This window comes from Paenibacillus sp. JJ-223 (assembly GCF_927798175.1).
GTDB lineage: Bacteria > Bacillota > Bacilli > Paenibacillales > Paenibacillaceae > Paenibacillus > Paenibacillus hubeiensis.
Map to the genome: position 1 here is coordinate 237,828 of NZ_CAKMMP010000012.1, position 17,346 is coordinate 255,173.

Annotated in this window: 16 protein-coding genes; 4 read left to right on the plus strand and 12 right to left on the minus strand. The window is 51.7% G+C overall.

Annotated features, from left to right (window positions below; translation table 11 throughout):
• Window positions 1–52: 52 nt before the first annotated feature.
• Window positions 53–1,192: a zinc-dependent alcohol dehydrogenase gene (locus L6H98_RS21130; protein ID WP_236418398.1), complete on the plus strand. Its 1,140-nt coding sequence runs from the start codon at window positions 53–55 to the stop codon at window positions 1,190–1,192.
• A 104-nt stretch (window positions 1,193–1,296) separates the two neighbouring features.
• On the opposite strand, the gene L6H98_RS21135 is transcribed toward L6H98_RS21130, so the two are convergent.
• The 8 genes from L6H98_RS21135 to L6H98_RS21170 all read right to left on the minus strand — a co-directional run bounded on the left by L6H98_RS21135 (window position 1,297) and on the right by L6H98_RS21170 (window position 10,344).
• A complete protein-coding gene (locus L6H98_RS21135) occupies window positions 1,297–2,091 on the minus strand; it encodes a methyltransferase domain-containing protein (RefSeq protein ID WP_236418401.1) in 795 nt (264 codons plus the stop codon).
• A 236-nt stretch (window positions 2,092–2,327) separates the two neighbouring features.
• A complete protein-coding gene (locus L6H98_RS21140) occupies window positions 2,328–4,295 on the minus strand; it encodes a PTS fructose transporter subunit IIABC (RefSeq protein ID WP_236418402.1) in 1,968 nt (655 codons plus the stop codon).
• Between the two features lie 80 nt (window positions 4,296–4,375).
• Complete coding sequence (gene pfkB, locus L6H98_RS21145; protein WP_236418404.1) at window positions 4,376–5,293, minus strand: 1-phosphofructokinase; 918 nt, start codon at window positions 5,291–5,293, stop codon at window positions 4,376–4,378.
• A 2-nt stretch (window positions 5,294–5,295) separates the two neighbouring features.
• Window positions 5,296–6,042, minus strand: coding sequence for a DeoR/GlpR family DNA-binding transcription regulator (locus L6H98_RS21150; protein WP_236418414.1), 747 nt, complete (start codon window positions 6,040–6,042; stop codon window positions 5,296–5,298).
• A gap of 252 nt (window positions 6,043–6,294) precedes the next feature.
• Window positions 6,295–6,768, minus strand: coding sequence for a hypothetical protein (locus L6H98_RS21155; RefSeq protein WP_236418416.1), 474 nt, complete (start codon window positions 6,766–6,768; stop codon window positions 6,295–6,297).
• A gap of 217 nt (window positions 6,769–6,985) precedes the next feature.
• Window positions 6,986–8,410, minus strand: a complete 1,425-nt coding sequence (locus tag L6H98_RS21160; protein WP_236418418.1) for an NAD(P)/FAD-dependent oxidoreductase — start codon at window positions 8,408–8,410, stop codon at window positions 6,986–6,988.
• Between the two features lie 339 nt (window positions 8,411–8,749).
• The gene (locus tag L6H98_RS21165; RefSeq protein WP_236418428.1) at window positions 8,750–9,706 is read right to left on the minus strand and encodes an SDR family NAD(P)-dependent oxidoreductase; all 957 of its coding nucleotides are present in this window, start codon (window positions 9,704–9,706) and stop codon (window positions 8,750–8,752) included.
• 116 nt (window positions 9,707–9,822) lie between these two features.
• Window positions 9,823–10,344: a TetR/AcrR family transcriptional regulator gene (locus L6H98_RS21170; protein WP_236418430.1), complete on the minus strand. Its 522-nt coding sequence runs from the start codon at window positions 10,342–10,344 to the stop codon at window positions 9,823–9,825.
• 383 nt (window positions 10,345–10,727) lie between these two features.
• Between L6H98_RS21170 and L6H98_RS21175 the strand changes: the two genes are divergently transcribed.
• Genes L6H98_RS21175 through L6H98_RS21185 form a run of 3 tightly spaced genes read left to right on the plus strand, consistent with a single transcriptional unit; the run spans window position 10,728 to window position 12,161 of the window.
• Window positions 10,728–11,147, plus strand: coding sequence for a MarR family transcriptional regulator (locus tag L6H98_RS21175; protein WP_236418431.1), 420 nt, complete (start codon window positions 10,728–10,730; stop codon window positions 11,145–11,147).
• Window positions 11,148–11,173: 26 nt separating this feature from the next.
• The gene (locus tag L6H98_RS21180; RefSeq protein WP_236418441.1) at window positions 11,174–11,824 is read left to right on the plus strand and encodes a nitroreductase family protein; all 651 of its coding nucleotides are present in this window, start codon (window positions 11,174–11,176) and stop codon (window positions 11,822–11,824) included.
• Window positions 11,825–11,867: 43 nt separating this feature from the next.
• A complete protein-coding gene (locus tag L6H98_RS21185; protein WP_236418443.1) occupies window positions 11,868–12,161 on the plus strand; it encodes a putative quinol monooxygenase in 294 nt (97 codons plus the stop codon).
• A gap of 139 nt (window positions 12,162–12,300) precedes the next feature.
• Here L6H98_RS21185 and L6H98_RS21190 read toward each other — a convergent pair whose 3' ends face one another.
• The 4 genes from L6H98_RS21190 to L6H98_RS21205 all read right to left on the minus strand — a co-directional run bounded on the left by L6H98_RS21190 (window position 12,301) and on the right by L6H98_RS21205 (window position 17,062).
• Window positions 12,301–13,311, minus strand: a complete 1,011-nt coding sequence (locus L6H98_RS21190; protein WP_236418445.1) for an iron ABC transporter permease — start codon at window positions 13,309–13,311, stop codon at window positions 12,301–12,303.
• On the minus strand, window positions 13,308–14,318 hold the full coding sequence (locus tag L6H98_RS21195; protein WP_236418454.1) for an iron ABC transporter permease: 1,011 nt from the start codon (window positions 14,316–14,318) through the stop codon (window positions 13,308–13,310). The genes L6H98_RS21190 and L6H98_RS21195 overlap by 4 nt, the downstream gene beginning before the upstream one ends.
• A gap of 11 nt (window positions 14,319–14,329) precedes the next feature.
• Window positions 14,330–15,295, minus strand: coding sequence for an iron-hydroxamate ABC transporter substrate-binding protein (locus L6H98_RS21200; RefSeq protein ID WP_236418456.1), 966 nt, complete (start codon window positions 15,293–15,295; stop codon window positions 14,330–14,332).
• A 114-nt stretch (window positions 15,296–15,409) separates the two neighbouring features.
• On the minus strand, window positions 15,410–17,062 hold the full coding sequence (locus tag L6H98_RS21205; protein ID WP_236418458.1) for a helix-turn-helix domain-containing protein: 1,653 nt from the start codon (window positions 17,060–17,062) through the stop codon (window positions 15,410–15,412).
• Window positions 17,063–17,346 lie beyond the last annotated feature (284 nt).

Here is a 17,346-nt window from a genome sequence, read left to right on the forward strand (position 1 = left end):
GCATCTTTTTGGGTAAACAAAGAAAGAATCCGAACACAAAGGAGGCTGCATCGTGAAAGCTGTTACGTTTCAAGGCATCAAAGACGTGCAAGTCAAGCAAGTCCAGGACCCGACCATTGAAAAAAAGGACGATATCATCGTCCGAATTACGTCCACGGCCATTTGCGGCTCCGATCTTCATATTTATCTGGGTGCATTGCCTGCACAGAAGGATTATGTCATCGGACACGAACCGATGGGCATCGTCGAAGAAGTAGGCCCTGACGTTACGCGCGTGAAAAAGGGGGACCGCGTGGTCCTCCCTTTCAACATCGCATGCGGTCAATGCTTCTACTGCAGCCACGACATGGAGAGCCAGTGCGACAACTCCAACCGTAATCCCGACATCCATACCGGCGGTTATTTCGGATTTACGGACCGTTACGGCAATTATCCAGGCGGACAAGCCGAGCTGTTAAGAGTCCCTTACGGAAACTTTGTGCCGTTCGTCATTCCCGAATCATGCGAATTGGAGGACGAAGCGCTGCTGTTTCTGTCGGATGTGCTGCCGACCGCTTATTGGAGCGTCGAAAATGCGGACGTCAAACCCGGGGATACCGTCACGGTTCTCGGCAGCGGGCCGGTTGGCCTCATGACGCAGAAATTTGCCTGGATGAAGGGAGCGAGGCGCGTCATTGCCGTCGACCGTCTTGCCTATCGATTGGATAAAGCCAAACGCATGAACGATGTGGAGACATATAACTTCGAAGAGTTCGAGGACATGGGTGCACATATTCGTGAAATCACGAAAGGGGGTACCGACGTTGTCATCGATTGCGTCGGTATGGATGGCAAAAAAACGGTGCTGGAACAGATCGGGCAAAAGCTCAAGCTCCAGGGAGGTACCCTGAGCGCCATTGAAATCGGTATGAAGGCCGTACGGAAATTCGGCACGCTGCAGCTTACGGGCGTATACGGCTCATTGTATAACATGTTCCCCCTCGGCAACCTGTTCGAACGCAACATCAACTTGAGAATGGGACAAGCTCCTGTCATCCATTACATGCCTGAATTGTTTCGCAAAATTACGGCCGGCGAGCTTGATCCGACGGAAATCATTTCCCACCGCGTTCCGATGGATCAGGCAAGCGAAGCCTACCGGATGTTCTCCGAGCACGAAGACGAATGCACCAAAGTGGTGCTTAAACCGTAGTCTTCCGGCCGTTTCGTGCTTTAGGGCGGACATCCGCTTGGCCTGTAATGCTTCGATCGAATAGGCAAGCCGAGGCAACCGCAACCCGGCTTGCCTATTCAGCGTTAGGGGAGTTCAGTTTGCTCCTTCACAACCCGAATGCCCATGCTCTCGCCTTCGAACCCAAACAATGTACCATCCTCCCGGCTTTGAAACCGAAACGTCCGTTGAAGATGATCCGGTGCTGCCAGCATCGTTTCTTCCAGCTTGATCTGTTCAGCGCGGGGAAGCGCCATCCGTTCGCACCATTCGGTGAAAACGAAGTTTTTCCGGAAAACCTCCATCGTCTCCACACGGAACCCGGCGGATTCGAGCATCGAAATCCACTCCGTCTTGCGCCATGCCCGAACATGGCCAGGGTCCCGCCGGCACTCGATTTCATTATAGAAGCGATCCGCTTCCCCCGATTCCGGAACCACATTATCAATAAGCAGCAATCTTCCTCCAGTCCGAGTTACCCGGTAGGCCTCCGCGACGAAATCACGAACATGCGGGAAATGATGCGCGGCAATCCGGCATGTCACCAGATCGAACGATTCATTCGGAAAAGGCAGCTTTTCCGCATCCCCTGGGACAAAATCCACGTTGGAGTGGCCGTTGCCCCGGATGAACTGCCCGGCTGCTTGCAGCATATCTTCCGTCATGTCCAGCGCCGTCACCCTGCTGACGAGAGGAGCCAGCGCATTGGCTACATGCCCTCCGCCAGTGGCTACGTCCAAGGCGTTCATTCCCGGTTCTGCTCCCGCCGCCTCAACCAACCAGGCCAGATCCTGCCCTTTGGCGTGTCCTGCACTGGTTACATACTTGTGCGCATTCTCGCCAAATTGTTTGCGAACACGACTTTTGATCTCATCACTCATTTCGCGTCCTCCTTTAGTTTGATATAGCCCGGCTCATTATGTTTCATCAGGTAAAACTATGTTTCATTTATCGGTATACCCTCAGCTTATCATAGGTCAAGCTTCCCGAACAATAAGACAATACAAAAAAGCATCACCCCAGTGATGACCCACTCGGGCGATGCTTTTTTGAATGTTGCGGAAACAAAGTGTGGAAGTGTCCGGAAATGCAGTGTGCAGCACAACATTTCGAACGTTTATGATTTCACTGCCGTTGGTCTTTTCTTCCATACGCCCAAAATCAGGCCGGAGATGACCGAGCCGATGGCTACGGCAAGCAGGAACAACAGTGCATGGTTCGCCAGTGCGGCTACGAAGATACCCCCGTGCGGAGCAGGCACGTTAATGCTCCAAAGCTGCGTCAAGCCGCCAGCTAAGGCGGAACCGATAATGCAGGATGTCAGGACGCGCAGCGGATCTGCTGCCGCAAACGGGATCGCACCTTCGGTAATGAAGGACAAGCCCAGCACATAGTTGGTCAAACCGGATTTGCGCTCTTGGTCCGTGTATTTCGATTTAAAGAATGTCGTGGACAGCGCGATCGCAATCGGCGGAACCATACCGCCAGCCATAACGGCTGCCATCCAGGCACCATCCGTATTGCCGCTTGATGTGAACACGCCGATGGCAAACGTATATGCCGCTTTGTTGAACGGACCGCCCATATCGATCGCCATCATGCCGCCCAGCAGGATGCCCAGCAGTACGGCATTTCCTGTACCCATGTTTTGCAGGGCATCCACCATCCATGTGTTGATGGAGCCGAAGATCGGATCAAAAATGTAATAACTGATTGCACCTACGATCAAGAGTCCAAGCACAGGATACAGCAGGATCGGCTTCAAGCCATCGATTGCTTTCGGCAATCCTTTAAGAGCTTTGCGCAAACCAACAACGACGTAACCAGCCAGGAAACCGGCAGCTAACCCGCCAAGGAAACCGGCATTGGAGTTGACCGCCATCAGACCGCCGACCATACCTGGCATCAATGCCGGGCGATCGCCGATGCTCATTGCGATAAATCCGGCCAATACAGGAATCAGGAAGTGGAATGCACCCTCTCCGCCGCCGATCGTCTGCAGTAATTGGAAGAGCGGATTATCCGGGCTTGCTACCTGTTCGATCAGGAAAGACAAAGCCAGCAATATGCCCCCGCCGACGACGAATGGCAGCATGTGCGAAATCCCGTTCATCAAATCTTTGTAAATTTTGCTGCCCACGCTCATTTTCTCGGCAGCGCCTTCATCAGAACCGGCCTTACCTGCACCTTGACTGCGATAGATTGGGGCATCGCCCTTCACCGCTTTGCTGATCAGTTCTTCTGTCTTACGAATGCCGTCGCTGACCGGGCGCTGCAGCAGAGGTTTGCCGTCGAAACGATCCATGTCGACCTTTTTGTCTGCTGCGATGATGACGCCTTTGGCCCGTGCGATCTCTTCCGGTGTAAGCACATTTTGTGCGCCTTCGGAGCCGTTGGTTTCGACCCGGATGTTGATGCCCATTTCCTGTGCTTTTTTCTTGAGCGCATCTTCCGCCATGAATGTATGCGCAATGCCTGTCGGGCAAGCGGTAACCGCAACGACGAAATCTTCCGAGGACGGGTTGCCCTCAATGATTCCGGCAGGCTTGGACTGAACAGCTGCCTCCGCTGCCGCTTTGGCCTCTTTATCGGCCTTTGCCTTTTGCTTCGCCGCTTCCTTCTTCTCGGCTTCCTCCTGCTTCGCGTCAAACAGCGCGCTGACCTCAGCCGGGGAATCCGTGTTCATCAGTTGAGCGATGAAATCGTTATCAATCAACAGCCTGGAAAGAGCCGCAAGTGTGCGCAAATGGGTGTTTCCGGCACCTTCAGGCGCAGCAATCATAAAAAATACATGTGCTGGCTGGTCATCCAGCGCTTCGAAATCCAGCCCTTTTCGACTCTTGGCAAACACCACGGTAGGTTCGTTGACCGCGCTTGTTTTGGCATGCGGCATCGCGATTCCGTTACCGATGCCCGTGCTGGATTCGGCTTCCCGTTTGTAGATCATGTCTTTGAACAGTACCGGATCGTTGATGCGTCCCGTTCTGCTCAGGCTGGAGATCAGCTCGTCAATGGCTTCATCCTTGGTTGTGGCTTGCAGGTCCATGATCATCGCTTCCTGGATCATCAGGTCTGTTATTCTCATTGGTTACACTCCCCTAAATCGCTTCCGGCCCGACACTTGCGGACCGGTCGTCATTCACTTTTCATTTCATACCCAGGTCGTTACGGCTGCAATTGCGTTATGCCTACCTGATTACGCAGTTCCTCAATATATGCACGTTCGGACAGATCATCGGAGAAGGCGGTTGCACTTCCCGAAGCGACGCCCGTTCGAAAGGCTTCCTGCAAATTCCCGTTCAGCACCCATGTACCTACGAATCCGCCGATCATGGAATCCCCTGCACCTACCGAGTTTCTCACCGTCCCTTTCGGAACTGTGGCATGAAAAACATCCGTTTCGGTAATCAGCAAAGCGCCTTCCCCGGCCATCGAGATCAACACATGCTGAGCACCCGCTGCGAGCAATTTACGTCCATAAACGACCAGTTCCTCACGCGTTTCGATGTTGACGCCGAACAGTTCGGCAAGCTCGTGGTGGTTCGGCTTCACCAGCAGAGGCTGATACTTGAGCGCATCCATCAGTGCCGGCCCGGTCGTGTCGATCACGAACTCCGCACCCTTTTGCCGGCATACCGCAATGAGTTTTTCGTAAAAATCGTTGCCGAGCGATGGCGGAATGCTGCCGGAGAGGATGACGATGTCTCCTTGATGAAGGGCGGACAATTTGCTTACCAAACGATCGGCTTCTTCGGTCGTGATCGCCGGGCCCAAACCGTTGATTTCCGTCTCTTCTCCGTGCTTCAGTTTGATGTTGATCCGCGTATCGTCCGCAATGGTCACGAAATCGGTCCGGATCCGGTCTTCCCGGAGTTTATCGTTGATGAAACGTCCCGTGAATCCGCCCAGGAATCCGATCGCCGTATTCTCCGCGCCCAACTGGTTCAAAATGCGCGATACGTTAATGCCTTTGCCCCCCGGGAGCTTGAGATCCCGGTTCATGCGATTCAGTCCTCCAAGCTGGATATCGTGCACTTCCACGATGTAGTCGATGGAAGGGTTTAGCGTTACGGTATATATCATGGTTATCCCTCAATTATTTTAGTTTTCTGCGCGATTGCGTTCCGCCAATGCTCCGGCATCTGCTCGGTAATGAGGTCGGCTTCCTCCAAATCAAACAATTTGGCAAAAGTGATCTCTCCGATTTTGCTGGAATCCGCAAGCACGTACGATTTGCCTGACAATTGGTGGGCACGTCTTTTGACCATCGCTTCTTCCGGGTCGGGCGTTGTGTATCCCATTTCTGGATCCACCCCGTTGGTCCCAAGGAAGCATTTGTCAAATCGGAAATGGTCCATATTTTGCAATGCGATGCTTCCAATGACGGCTTTGGTATGCATTTTCATCATGCCGCCAAGCAGATAGCTGCGGATCCGTTTGCCCACCAATGCTTCGACATGAGACAAACCATTGGTAACTACCGTGACGTCTGTGGCTTCAATGAACGGAATGATCGCTAATGTAGTGGTTCCCGCATCTAGATAAATGCATTCGCCATTTTTGATCTCTTGCGCCGCCAAACGGGCAATCATCATTTTCTGTTGAATGTTTTTGGATGTTTTTTCTTCCATGCCGGGTTCCAGCGCTTTCTCGTTCATCAATGAAGCTCCCCCATGGATCCGTTTGAGTACCTGTCGGTTCTCCAAGTCGATCAAGTCTCGTCTTATCGTGGATTCCGAGGCGCCAAGCACCTCAACAAGCTCCTGAAGCTTTACGATACCCCGTTGATGTAAGCGCTCTATAATTGCAGCATGTCTCTCTTCTGTTAACATAGCCATTCCTCCAACTGCTTTCTATAGTATCATATAATCCGCAAAAAACAATCATTTTCTTTCAAAATAATTTAAAAACATTCATCATCCTGCACGGTTTGACGAATTTGTACACACAATATCCTTATTTTACACGTTCAAGCGGCCTATTTCATTCAAAACCCTTCAACGGCAAAAATCCCGCAAACGCTGTGCAAAGCACAACGCTGCAGGATCCGCTTCCGTCATTTCGTCGTCATCCGCGAGATTTCGCTAACGGTTCTTCTCACGTCTTGGTTTGGGTTTGAGCCATTGGCCTTCTTCGTTGATGAATGCGCCCTTGAAGCGCCCCATCTCCAGTTGTTCAATCAGCTTGGTTTCGTCAACGCTCAGAATGTCGGCCAACTGTGCTGACGTATAATACTCATTTGGGTCATACTCGATCAGTAGCGGGACCGCCGTATCGTACAATTCCCGAAGCAAATTTTCAAACGATTGCCGGCCAAGGTTCTCCATATCCTTATACAATTGGAGCTTTTGCGACACCAGATTGCGGAACGATTTGTTTTCCAGGTTCATCCACAGGGTGTTGCAAGCCTGTACACTCATATAATTTTGTTCTACGTCGAAAAACTGCACTTCTTCCAGCTTCATATACTTTTCCTGAAAAGCAATGATTTTAATGATGGGTACATCTCGCTGACGTGATGCCTTTTTCAAGTGAGCCCTGAATTGTTCATAGCTCATCTCTTTCATACTTCCTTACACCTGCCTTCAACATCCTACATTCGACATTTTACAACAAAAACAGTTTCGACGTAACCGTCCCGCCAAAGAAAAACGTCTTCTAACAGGCCAGCACAGGAAAATCCCTGCAATCCGGATCCGTTCCCCCAAAAAAAACAAACCGCACAGCATTAGAATGCTGCGCGGTTCGCATATCGGAGCATGGCTCCCTTTATCATCATACGTTGATGCTTTCTCCCCAGGTCGCGGTGAACTCTTTCTCCTCATAACCGTAATACCGTTTCAGGATGGACTCCCGCTCATCCAAAAACAATTGGTCGGCCACCGCCGCCACCAACTTCGGAATGGCGCTGCGGGTGCCTGATATTGCCGATGCAGAGAGACCGCAGCTTGCAAGTGCCGAATAATTGAAAACAAACAGTCCGTACAGCAGCGCCTCCCCTTCTTCATCCCTGCTTGTCATCGCGAAGCCTGGGCTTAGATAAGGATGTGCGTCGAGCAGGGCGTTGCGTATGCCTCCGGGTGCGTCGTATCGGTCCGCCCAACGGGCAATATGACGCTCCACAAGCTGAAGCTCCGGACGTAATCCGGGATCGCTGAGCAATCCGGTGCTGATGATCAGAAAATCGAACGCAAGCGTTCCCTTTGATGTCGTTACGATAGCCTCTTTTCCAGTCTCCGCCACACTTAACCAAGGCGCCCCCAGATGCAGTTCGAATCCCGGCCACGCGGCAGCCCGGTTGAATGTATCGTTCGTCGGCGGCTGATTATATTGGAGAAAATGAGCGATCACCGCATACTTGTCAGGGACGGACAATGCGTGGAATCGTTCGATCATGCCGGATTGCTCCATCTGCCGAATCGGGTTGATGCGGGGCAGCTGCTCCCGGCGCACGAAAACATGAGCTTCGGTCACGCCTGCCGCAAGCGCATGGGCGGCATTGTCGAAGGCGGATGCTCCCCCGCCAAGGATCGCAATCCGTTTTCCGCGCAACCGTTCGAAATCGATCGCCTCGGACGTATGCGCATACCGTTCCTTCGGCAGACTGTCTGCAATCATTGGCGGCACATGCCATCCCCCGCCGCCCTGAATGCCTGTGGCCAACACGACTTTTCGGGCAAGCAGCACCTCGGCATCCGCGCCGGCACCTTCCACGTGAAGCTGGTGAATTCCGTCCGGGAGCGGTTCGATCAACCTCAGCTTCACTTCGTTCAGGACGGGAAGATTCAGCACTTGCCGGTACCAGCGCAAATAATTCATCCAGGCACCGCGCGGAATTTTGTCCATGCCGTCCCAACCATCACGTCCAGCCTGGGCTTCCCACCAGGCCCTAAACGTCAAGGATGGAATGCCGAGATCAATCGACGTCAGGTGTTTGGGCGTACGCAAAGTGACCATACGGGCATAGGATTCCCAAGGCCCCTCGCTGCCAGCCTCGTTTTCGTCAATGACCAGAATGTTGGATATCCTTTCTTTCAACAGCCCAAACGCTGCCCCAAGACCGCTTTGTCCTCCGCCGACAATGATGACATCATAAACATGCCCATTGGGGTGCTGCTTGGGCTGCAGCCAATCCTTTCCTCGATATGCCAAATAGGCAAGGTCAGTTTTGACGCGTTCATTCAATGCTTCCAGGCTCATGATTAATCACCCTTTCCAAACAAGCATGGCAACAAAGAAAAAACATAACTTAACAAGTTATATATAAGTTATGTTCATTCGGTAATCAACCGTTCTTTTGCATTTCCCATCCATAGATTAGCGTTATTATAGAAGCTCGAATGGCATATTTGAAGTATATGGAAGGTTAATTGTCATTGAACCTAAAAATAGCTATCATGCTTGTTGATCGAAACGAAAGGGCGGAAAGAGCGATTTTATGTCTGCATCCAACCTGAGAAGCACTGGAATAACCAAAAGATCATGACTATTTCCTAAACGCTTCAAACGGATTTAGTGATTGATCAATAACTAAGAAAGTTACAACGATCTTCTGATCTCTCTTACCGTTGCCGCAATCCCTTCTTCAAAGGCAGTGGATACGATCGGTCCGATCCTTGTTTCGTATTTTTTTCGGCTTAATCGCAGAGGTTCCGTTGTCAAATAGAGCATTTCTACAATTTCTTTCATCACCGGCACACCCAGCCCGAGCAGCGACAACCCGATTTTCCCCAATGCCAGCACCGGTTTTTTCACGCCTGCCGCTTGCTGAGCAATGCGCACGATGTCTTTGCCTGAGATCGTTCCCGATCCGGGAATGTTCCAGTTCTCACCGTACGTGTCTTCCTTGCTCGCCAGTTCCACCACCATCGCCGCCGCATCCGGCAAATATACATATTCGCGGGGAATGCTCATGTTTCCGATAAAAAATGCCATCCTCCCCTTCGCGATTGCATCCAGCGTGGAACCCAAGTAAGAAGCTTCATTGGCGGTCGGGCCATAATAATCGGGCAGGCGCACAATCATGAGACGTTCCCTCGCCCATGAGTAGCTGAATAACATCTGCTCATAAGCCAGCCGGGTTTTCCCTTTTCGCGTATGCGGCCGTTTGGGATGCTCTTCGGTGACCTCATCCATCTGACTTTTCCCGTAAGGATAGATGCCGTCCATGACAACAACCTTGATGCCAAGCTGCCCTGCTGCCCGCATGACGGATTCGCCGAGCGGAATCAACCTGCTTTCCATCTCGTGATAAGGGACATTGGCGCAATGGAACATAACATCGGCTCCGCCCGAAGCAGCCACAATATCCTCGCTGCGGAAGGCATCACCGGTTTGGATGCGAACATGTGCCGGATTCCCCAAACGATGGACCAGCTGCTCCAACTTTTGCTGCGAACGGCCAAACACGATCGTCTCTACACCTCGTTTCACCAGCTCCTCCGTAATTGCTGCTCCCGTTCCTCCCGTAGCTCCGATAACCAGCGCTTTTTTCATCTTCTTTCATCCTTCCTTCTGATGTGTTATTGATCAATTACTTATCTGATGACCATATCATAACGCATAATTAGTGATTGATCAATAACTAAATCGGAAAAGGGCATTTCGTCCCTTTAACGTTCCTTAAGTTCAGGCATATCCAACGCCGAAGAAATGTTGCACAGCATGCCGATCGCCAAAAAGGTCAGCGTTCTGTATTTTGGGTTTGCATATCCGGCCTGGGTGAAAGCATTCAGCACCATATTGCGTACCTCGCCTAATGCTTTTTGCATCGCATGCCGTATCTCTTCCTCCCGCATCGTCTGCGCCTGCATCTGGAGCAGGATTTCATTTTTATGCGTTTCCAGAATTCGTTCGTATGCCTCGATCAGTTCGTGTTCAAGCGCCTCTGCCGATGCCGTCTCCACCACCGCACGAAAAGAATCGATGATCCGCGTCCAGGATACTTCCAGCGCACTGAGCAGCAATGCCTCCTTCGTTTTGAAAAAACGAAAAACGTACGGCTGCGAGATTCTGGCCTTTTCGGCGACCTGCGCGGTCGTGGCCCGGTAATATCCGATTTCGGCAAACACCTCGATGGCTGCAGAAATAATTTCGTTCCGGCGGTTGACCGATGCCGCTCCGTCTTTTGCCATTTTAATGCACCTCCACATAGGTTATGAATGAATCAATAACCAGAAGTATAGCGGATCACCGCTCCCATTGCAAAATACTCCGGCCCATACCCTTCTCAATAAAGAAAAAACGAAATAATAATGTCCTAGACTCCGGATAGAATAACTGCGGAGGTCCCTTTTCATATCGGCCTTTGATTTCGTCTCATCTGGAGGATGGTTGCAAAAACAAATGAACCATGCTATATTGATTGAGCCGTCAATCATTGATGCCTCAAATTTTGAGCGCTCAACGATGATGGCCCTGTTCATCATTATGCAATGGCCCTGTATGTGGCACTTTACCATTAATTTGTTAACATACGCCCTTGTCCATGGATGAGATTTACCCGGGAGGTCCAGACATGACACGTATCGTTTCCAAAGAAGAACTGATTCTGACGCTGCTGAACGGGCTGGGCAACAAGATCAGTCCCAAGTTCGAGCGCTGCACGGGCATTAGCTCATCCCGCTTCGAAATTTTGTGCCAGTTGAACTTGGTCGACGAGATCAATCAATCCGCGCTGCAAAAAAACGTCGATATCGACGGGGCGGCCATTACCCGCCATCTGAAACAACTGGAGCTGGACGGCATGGTCAGCCGGCGCAAAAATCCGGACGATAACCGTGAAACGTTCGTTTCCCTCACCGATGAGGGGCGCCACCGGATCGATGGCTATAAGGCGGAAAAGGATATCCTGATCCGCCAAATCCTTGAAGGTTTCAGCGAGGAAGAGATCCATAACCTGGCGGGGTATCTTGAACGCATGCAGAACAATTTATAAACCGTAGACAGAGGAGAGAAACGAATATGAGCACAACGACAGGCAAATTTCATAAAACCAACGATTTTAATGAAATTGTGCTGGGACGGCGTTCCGTCAAAGCGTATGATCCCGAAGTAAAAATCAGCCGTGAGGAAATGACGGAGATTTTGGCAGAAGCTTCCCGGGCACCTTCATCCATCAATCTGCAGCCTTGGCGTTTTCTTGTCATCGACAGTGCGGAAGGCAAAGAAAAACTGGCGCCGCTCGCTCGCTTCAACCAGACGCAAGTGCTGACGTCCTCGGCGGTCATCGCCGTATTCTATGATGCCAACAATATCGAGCACATGGATGAAATCTTTGGCAAAGCGGTGGAACTCGGATACATGCCGAAAGACATCGCGGATATGCAGGTGCAAAAAGTGAAACCATATTATGCGAACATGGCTGCGTCCGATCTGCGCGACGTGAACCTGATTGACTCTGGACTCGTTTCGATGCAGCTGATGCTCGTAGCGCGCGCCCATGGATACGACACCAATCCGATTGGCGGTTATGAGAAGGACCAGATCGCGGAAGCGTTCGGCCTGGACAAAGACCGCTTCCAACCGGTCATGCTGATTTCGATGGGCAAATCGGCCAAAGAAGGGCATCCTTCTTACCGCTTGCCTGTGGACACCATTACGACTTGGGCATAATCGTCCCCTGCTTTTCACAAAAAAAACGTTGGAGGTTGTCATTATGATTATCATTCACGCACATCTGTCCGTTAAACCCGATCAAGAGCAAGCTTTCCTCGCTGCCGCCAAGGAGCTGGTTGCCGCAACCCGCCAGGAGGAAGGCAACATTTCCTACACGCTGGTTAAACACACCGAGCAAGAACACCAATACATCATGGTCGAGCAATGGAAAGACGAAGCTGCTACTCAAGCACATAACGCAAGCGCGCATTTCCAAGGTTTCGTGCAGCAAGCCGCTGCTTTCATGGCAGCGCCAATGAACGTGGAAGTGTTCACTGGAGAGAAAGTAAACTAATCTCCGTGAGCAAAAAAAAGATCGGTTTCGGGTCACACAGACGTGATCCAAACCGATCTTTTTTTGGGTTGTCCAGCTTTTGCTGTCCTGTTCATCCACGGTGTCTTCGCTTAGTACCTGCCATTGCGCTTTGCTCCGATCAGGACTTTTTCAACAACAGATAGACAAAGTAAGGCACGCCGATCAAGGAAACCATAATGCCGGCCGCGATGCCGTCGGGATCGACGAGATTGCGCCCAATGGTGTCCGCGACAAGCAGCAGCCATCCACCGAGCAAAACGGCGACCGGAATAAATAAGGAACTACGCGGCCCAACCAACGCTTTGGCAATATGGGGAGCCATCAGGCCGACAAAAGCGATGCCGCCCGTAACCGATACCGCCGAGGCGGCAGCGGCTACGGCGACCAGCACCAACACCAATCTTTCCTTTTCCATGCGCACGCCCAAACCGATTGCGGTTTCTTCATTCAAAGCAAGCAAATCCAGCCTCCCTGCACGAAGCAGCGCAATCGGAAGCAGCACCAGCAGCCAAGGCAGCAAAGCCCATATAAACGGCCAGTCCGTTCCCCAGATGCTGCCCGAGATCCATTTGGCGATAAAATCCACTTTGGTGCGCTCCGCCGCAGAAATGATTACGATCATCACACCGGAGAGCGCCATCGAGAACCCGACGCCGACCAACACCATGCGGATGGGATCGAGTCCTCGCGTACGGCTGTATGAAAAAAGATAGATCAGTGCAGCGGTAACCAGCGAACCCAGCAATGCAGCGAGTGGCAGCATATAGGCCAATGAGCCTGCTTCAAGGGGTGCATACAGAAAAAAGACCGCTACGGCAATCCCGGCACCCGAATTGATCCCGATAATGCCCGGGTCGGCAAGGTCGTTGCGCGTGACGCTCTGCAGGATGGACCCCGAGAGCGCAAGCAGCATGCCTGCCAGAACGGTAATCAAGATTCGAGGCAAGCGCACGGAAAACAGGATGAAATCTTCCTTGAATGTTCCTTGTCCTACAAGGACGGGAAGCAGCCGTTTGACTGACAAAGAAGAATACCCCCAGCTCATGCCGATGACGATGGTTAATGCAATCAGCAGCAAACATGCGAGCAAGATCAGCCGCTGCTTGCGAAGGCGGGCAGACATCATCATGAGAATGCTTTCCCTCCTTTACGCCACACCACAAACAGAAAAAACGGCAGTCCCAGCATGGAGGCAATCGCAACAACCGGTGTTTCGTACGGCGCGTTGATCGTGCGTCCCAACGTTTCGGCCAGCAGCATGAACGCTGCTCCGGCAAAGATGGATAGCGGCAATATGTGCCGATAATCCGTGCCGACCACCTTGCGTACAATATGCGGAATCATGAGCCCTACGAAAACCATATTGCCAATCAGGGCCACCGAAGCGCCGGTGAGGATGATAACCAAAAGGAACAGCATCAATTTGACGAAAACAAGCTTCTGACCCAAACCGGTGGCGACATCGTCGCTCAGACTGAGAACATTCATTTGATGTGCCAGAAAAGGGACCAGGAACAGGCCGATCAGGATGACCGGACCGATCGTCTGCACCTGCTGCATCGTCGTACCGATCAATCCGCCGGCAGTCCACATGGATACGTCTTTGGATATTTTGAAATAGAGGGTCACCCCATCCGCAATGGCATACATAAATGAAGATACGGCAGCTCCCGCCAGGACGACGCGGAGCGGTGACAGCCTGCCTCGTCCAAAGGCTCCGAGCAAGACTACGATGGCCGCGCCAAAGGCGGCTCCGACGAAACATGCGGCCATAATGCCAAAGGTTCCGAGCGACGGCACAAAAACAAAAGCGATGGCCAGCGCCAGATTGGACCCCGACGTCAGGCCGAGCAGCCCCGGATCGGCGAGTGGATTCCGCGTCACTCCCTGCATGATCGCACCGGACACGGCGAGCGCCGCCCCGATCAGCATGGCCGCGATTTCCCGCGGCAGCCTGATCTCGCGCAAAATCATGACCTGATCATCTGGCTCCGCCGCGGTGAATGCCAGCCATATGCTGCGAAAGTCCGCCTGCTCCGCCCCATACTTCATGGCGAGGACAAAGGATAGAACGAGCACGACCACGCTGCCCGCCAGCTTGATCCAAAAGCGGTTCGAAACATGTTTATTTTTCATGGCGGTTCAAGTTACTTGCCCAGGAATTGTTTTTCAAAGAATTCAAGCTGATACTCCAGGCTGAGCGGATCGTTGAAATAAAACGTTTTGGCATCGGCCTCAAACACCCGGTTGTTTTGCACGGCCGGCACGTTTTTGTAGGTTTCCGTGGTCTGGAAAGTGTTGTCTTCGTCCGTGTTTTTACTGAAAATCACGTAGTCGCCCATGTAGTCCTTCAGCACTTCGGTCGATACGGCGAAAAATCCGTCCGTTTTGGTTGCTTCTTTCACTTTTTCAGGCATTGCCAGACCAAACTGCCCGTACAGCAGCTCGGTTCCCCGTCCAAAGTTCTCGCCGTACACGTACAGCTGTTTATTGAAGGTTTCGATGACGGATACGGTGGCATCCGCACCGATTTTGGCCTTGATTTCTTCTCCGATTTTTTTGCTGCGTGCATCAAAATCGTCCACCCAGGCTTGAGCTTCGGTTTCCTTGTTCAACAGTTTTCCGATTTCCAGCTGCTGTTCCAGAAAATTCAGCTTGCCGTAAGTGTAGGTTACGGTGGGAGCGATTTGTTTCAACTTGTCCACGTTTTTGATATCCGACTGGCCGATGATCAGGTCGGGATTCAGTTCGATGATTTTCTCCAAGCTTTCGTCCGTCACCGCTTCGGCATCAGTCAGCTTTTCCTTGAAGTTCGGGTTTTCCTTGGACATTTCGTCCACGCCCACCAGCGGAACGCCAAGCTGCATCACATTTCCCGTCAAAAAACGCGTCAGCACGATTACACGCTGCGGATGTGTAGGAACGTCCACAGGTCCATTCTCGGACTCGTATACAAAGGTGTCTCCCGACTTGGCCGAATCGGTGGACGCGGACGAAGTTGCCGCCGCCTCCGTTGTGCCGGAGCCTGCTTGGGCATCCTCGCTGCCGTTGTTTCCGCATGCCGCAAGCAGCATCATCAAGGCAAGTAATACAGGCGCAAAACTCTTTTTCATGGATGACTCTCTCCCCTTTTTGTTTGAACATGAAAATCATTCTCATTAACATAGCTAATTATAGGCATGGCGAATGAAGCTAACCATGCCTTTTTGTTTGCAAAATGACTTGCATTATTGATTCCCCGCCCAAAGCTTGAGCGCCCGTTCAAGCTGAAGACGAACAGAAACGGGATTATACGGTATCCATTCCTCTTGATCCAACACATGCACCCGATTCTGTTTAACCGCGCTCAGACCTTGCCATTCCTCGGAGGCAAAAATCCGCTCGGCATGGGCGGTAGCCCCCTTCTCATCCGGGAACACCATAACCAGAAACCAATTTCCTTCGTACTCCTTCAGTTCGGATCGTGCGATGGAAACGGAATGAAACTCATCCCCGAAATGTTCTATTTCCTGGGCAATCTTTGCCGAAGGCTGCAATCCCAACGAATGGTACAGGACATAACCTGCATTCCTTGCCCCGTAAATTTGCAGCCTTTCCGGTTTGATGACGACAATGGTTACGGTTTCATCAACCACCTTCTGCTCCTGCACCGTCTCCCTTGCCCGTCGTTCTTGTTGTTCGAAATCGGCTAACCAACGCTCTGCTATTTCGCTCTTTCGAATCGCGTGGGCAATCATACGCAAATGTTCTTTCCACCCGAGTCCCATCCATGGAACCTCAATGATCGGGGCGACCGATCTCAATTGCTCGGCAGTCAAACCGGTCTCCCGCAGATGTTGCTTTGCAGCAATGATCAAATCGACGTTTTCCTCCTGCAAAGCAGCTTTTATTTGCTCGGGAGGGGTGTCCATATGAATAAATCGCACGGTTTGCGGAGTCAGCAGACCATCTGCCCTTACGTATTCGCTGCTTTCCGAAATAACGATGGATGGCTCCACGCCAAGCAAAAACAGGTGGCTTGCATATGGCGCAAACCATACTGCAGCCCGTTGAACGTTTCGGGATCGACTATAGGATGAGGGACTTTCTCCCGTCTGGTGTTTGAAACGGCGGCTGAGATAGAATTCGTCCTTGTAGCCTACCTTTAACGCAATGTCCCTTAGGGATAACGTGCTGCCAATGATCAATTCTTTGGCCCGATGCACGCGCAGCTTGGATAAATATTCGTTCGGAGAGAATCCGGTCATCTGCTTGAACAAAATGGAGTAATGCGAACGGCTGACCCCGGCCATCTCGGACAAAAGCTCTGTCGTAATTTTTTCGTTGAAATGGCCTTCCATATAGGCCAAGCTTCGTTCCATCGAGGGCAGATCGGAAAAAGAATCCCCGCTTTCCATACGTTCCAGCAATGCTAGCAAGACCTGGTGAAATACGATCTGATTGCGCATATGCCGGGTCTCGCTTTCGGGCAAGCGATGTATAAACAGTTCTTCCAATCGGGCCGCAATCGCCGGTGCGTCGATGAAATACTCCACGTTTTTGGCTGAACCAATCATGCTCACCCGGCTCATGGAGCCCTCATGGGTCGCGCGTGCCTGCGCTTGCGTGCTGATCGTCAACATATATATGTGCAATGGCTGTCCAGGCCCGGCCGTCACGACCGCCTTGGCGCCTGGCGGAAGCAAAACAGACGTGCCCTGCGACAATTCATAAGTTTCTTGTTCCCGTTGCAGCGAACCCGCACCGCTGCTTACCGCCAGCAGTACGGGAACATGTTCATGAATCGTATGGAGCGGCCGATTGGAAGTGAAGTATAGGGATTGAATGCCTTCCATCGCAAAATTGGGAAAGTATGATCCCGACCACTCAGAGTTTTTCATTGAGGGTTTCCTCCGTATCGTCAATGACAGTCAGTGTATGATTTAAGGATTAGACCGTTCATTTGGCGCTGCCCGAGCGGGAATATCCCGTTTGGCGGAGCCGTAATCTATTTTATCACTCGAACCTTGGGACGAATACCTGATTTTCGCTTTGCGGCTTCGGCGCAAGTATATGGGCTAACGGGTCTAGAGTAAAAGGCTGGGCAAAACCCAGCCCCTCCTCATCAAACCGTACGTGAGGTTTTCCCTCATACGGCTTTCCGATGTTCTTCGTTCATGGGCAT

Excerpts from the sequence above, each read along its gene's own strand:
- L6H98_RS21175 (WP_236418431.1), top strand. The coding sequence starts at position 10,728 with ATGACACGTATCGTTTCCAAAGAAGAACTGATTCTGACGCTGCTGAAC.
- L6H98_RS21180 (WP_236418441.1), top strand. The coding sequence starts at position 11,174 with ATGAGCACAACGACAGGCAAATTTCATAAAACCAACGATTTTAATGAA.
- L6H98_RS21160 (WP_236418418.1), bottom strand. The coding sequence starts at position 8,410 with ATGAGCCTGGAAGCATTGAATGAACGCGTCAAAACTGACCTTGCCTAT.
- L6H98_RS21170 (WP_236418430.1), bottom strand. The coding sequence starts at position 10,344 with ATGGCAAAAGACGGAGCGGCATCGGTCAACCGCCGGAACGAAATTATT.
- L6H98_RS21135 (WP_236418401.1), bottom strand. The coding sequence starts at position 2,091 with ATGAGTGATGAGATCAAAAGTCGTGTTCGCAAACAATTTGGCGAGAAT.
- pfkB (WP_236418404.1), bottom strand. The coding sequence starts at position 5,293 with ATGATATATACCGTAACGCTAAACCCTTCCATCGACTACATCGTGGAA.
- L6H98_RS21205 (WP_236418458.1), bottom strand. The coding sequence starts at position 17,062 with ATGAAAAACTCTGAGTGGTCGGGATCATACTTTCCCAATTTTGCGATG.
- L6H98_RS21190 (WP_236418445.1), bottom strand. The coding sequence starts at position 13,311 with ATGATGATGTCTGCCCGCCTTCGCAAGCAGCGGCTGATCTTGCTCGCA.
- L6H98_RS21185 (WP_236418443.1), top strand. The coding sequence starts at position 11,868 with ATGATTATCATTCACGCACATCTGTCCGTTAAACCCGATCAAGAGCAA.
- L6H98_RS21165 (WP_236418428.1), bottom strand. The coding sequence starts at position 9,706 with ATGAAAAAAGCGCTGGTTATCGGAGCTACGGGAGGAACGGGAGCAGCA.
- L6H98_RS21155 (WP_236418416.1), bottom strand. The coding sequence starts at position 6,768 with ATGAGCTATGAACAATTCAGGGCTCACTTGAAAAAGGCATCACGTCAG.
- L6H98_RS21150 (WP_236418414.1), bottom strand. The coding sequence starts at position 6,042 with ATGTTAACAGAAGAGAGACATGCTGCAATTATAGAGCGCTTACATCAA.
- L6H98_RS21200 (WP_236418456.1), bottom strand. The coding sequence starts at position 15,295 with ATGAAAAAGAGTTTTGCGCCTGTATTACTTGCCTTGATGATGCTGCTT.
- L6H98_RS21195 (WP_236418454.1), bottom strand. The coding sequence starts at position 14,318 with ATGAAAAATAAACATGTTTCGAACCGCTTTTGGATCAAGCTGGCGGGC.
- L6H98_RS21140 (WP_236418402.1), bottom strand. The coding sequence starts at position 4,295 with ATGAGAATAACAGACCTGATGATCCAGGAAGCGATGATCATGGACCTG.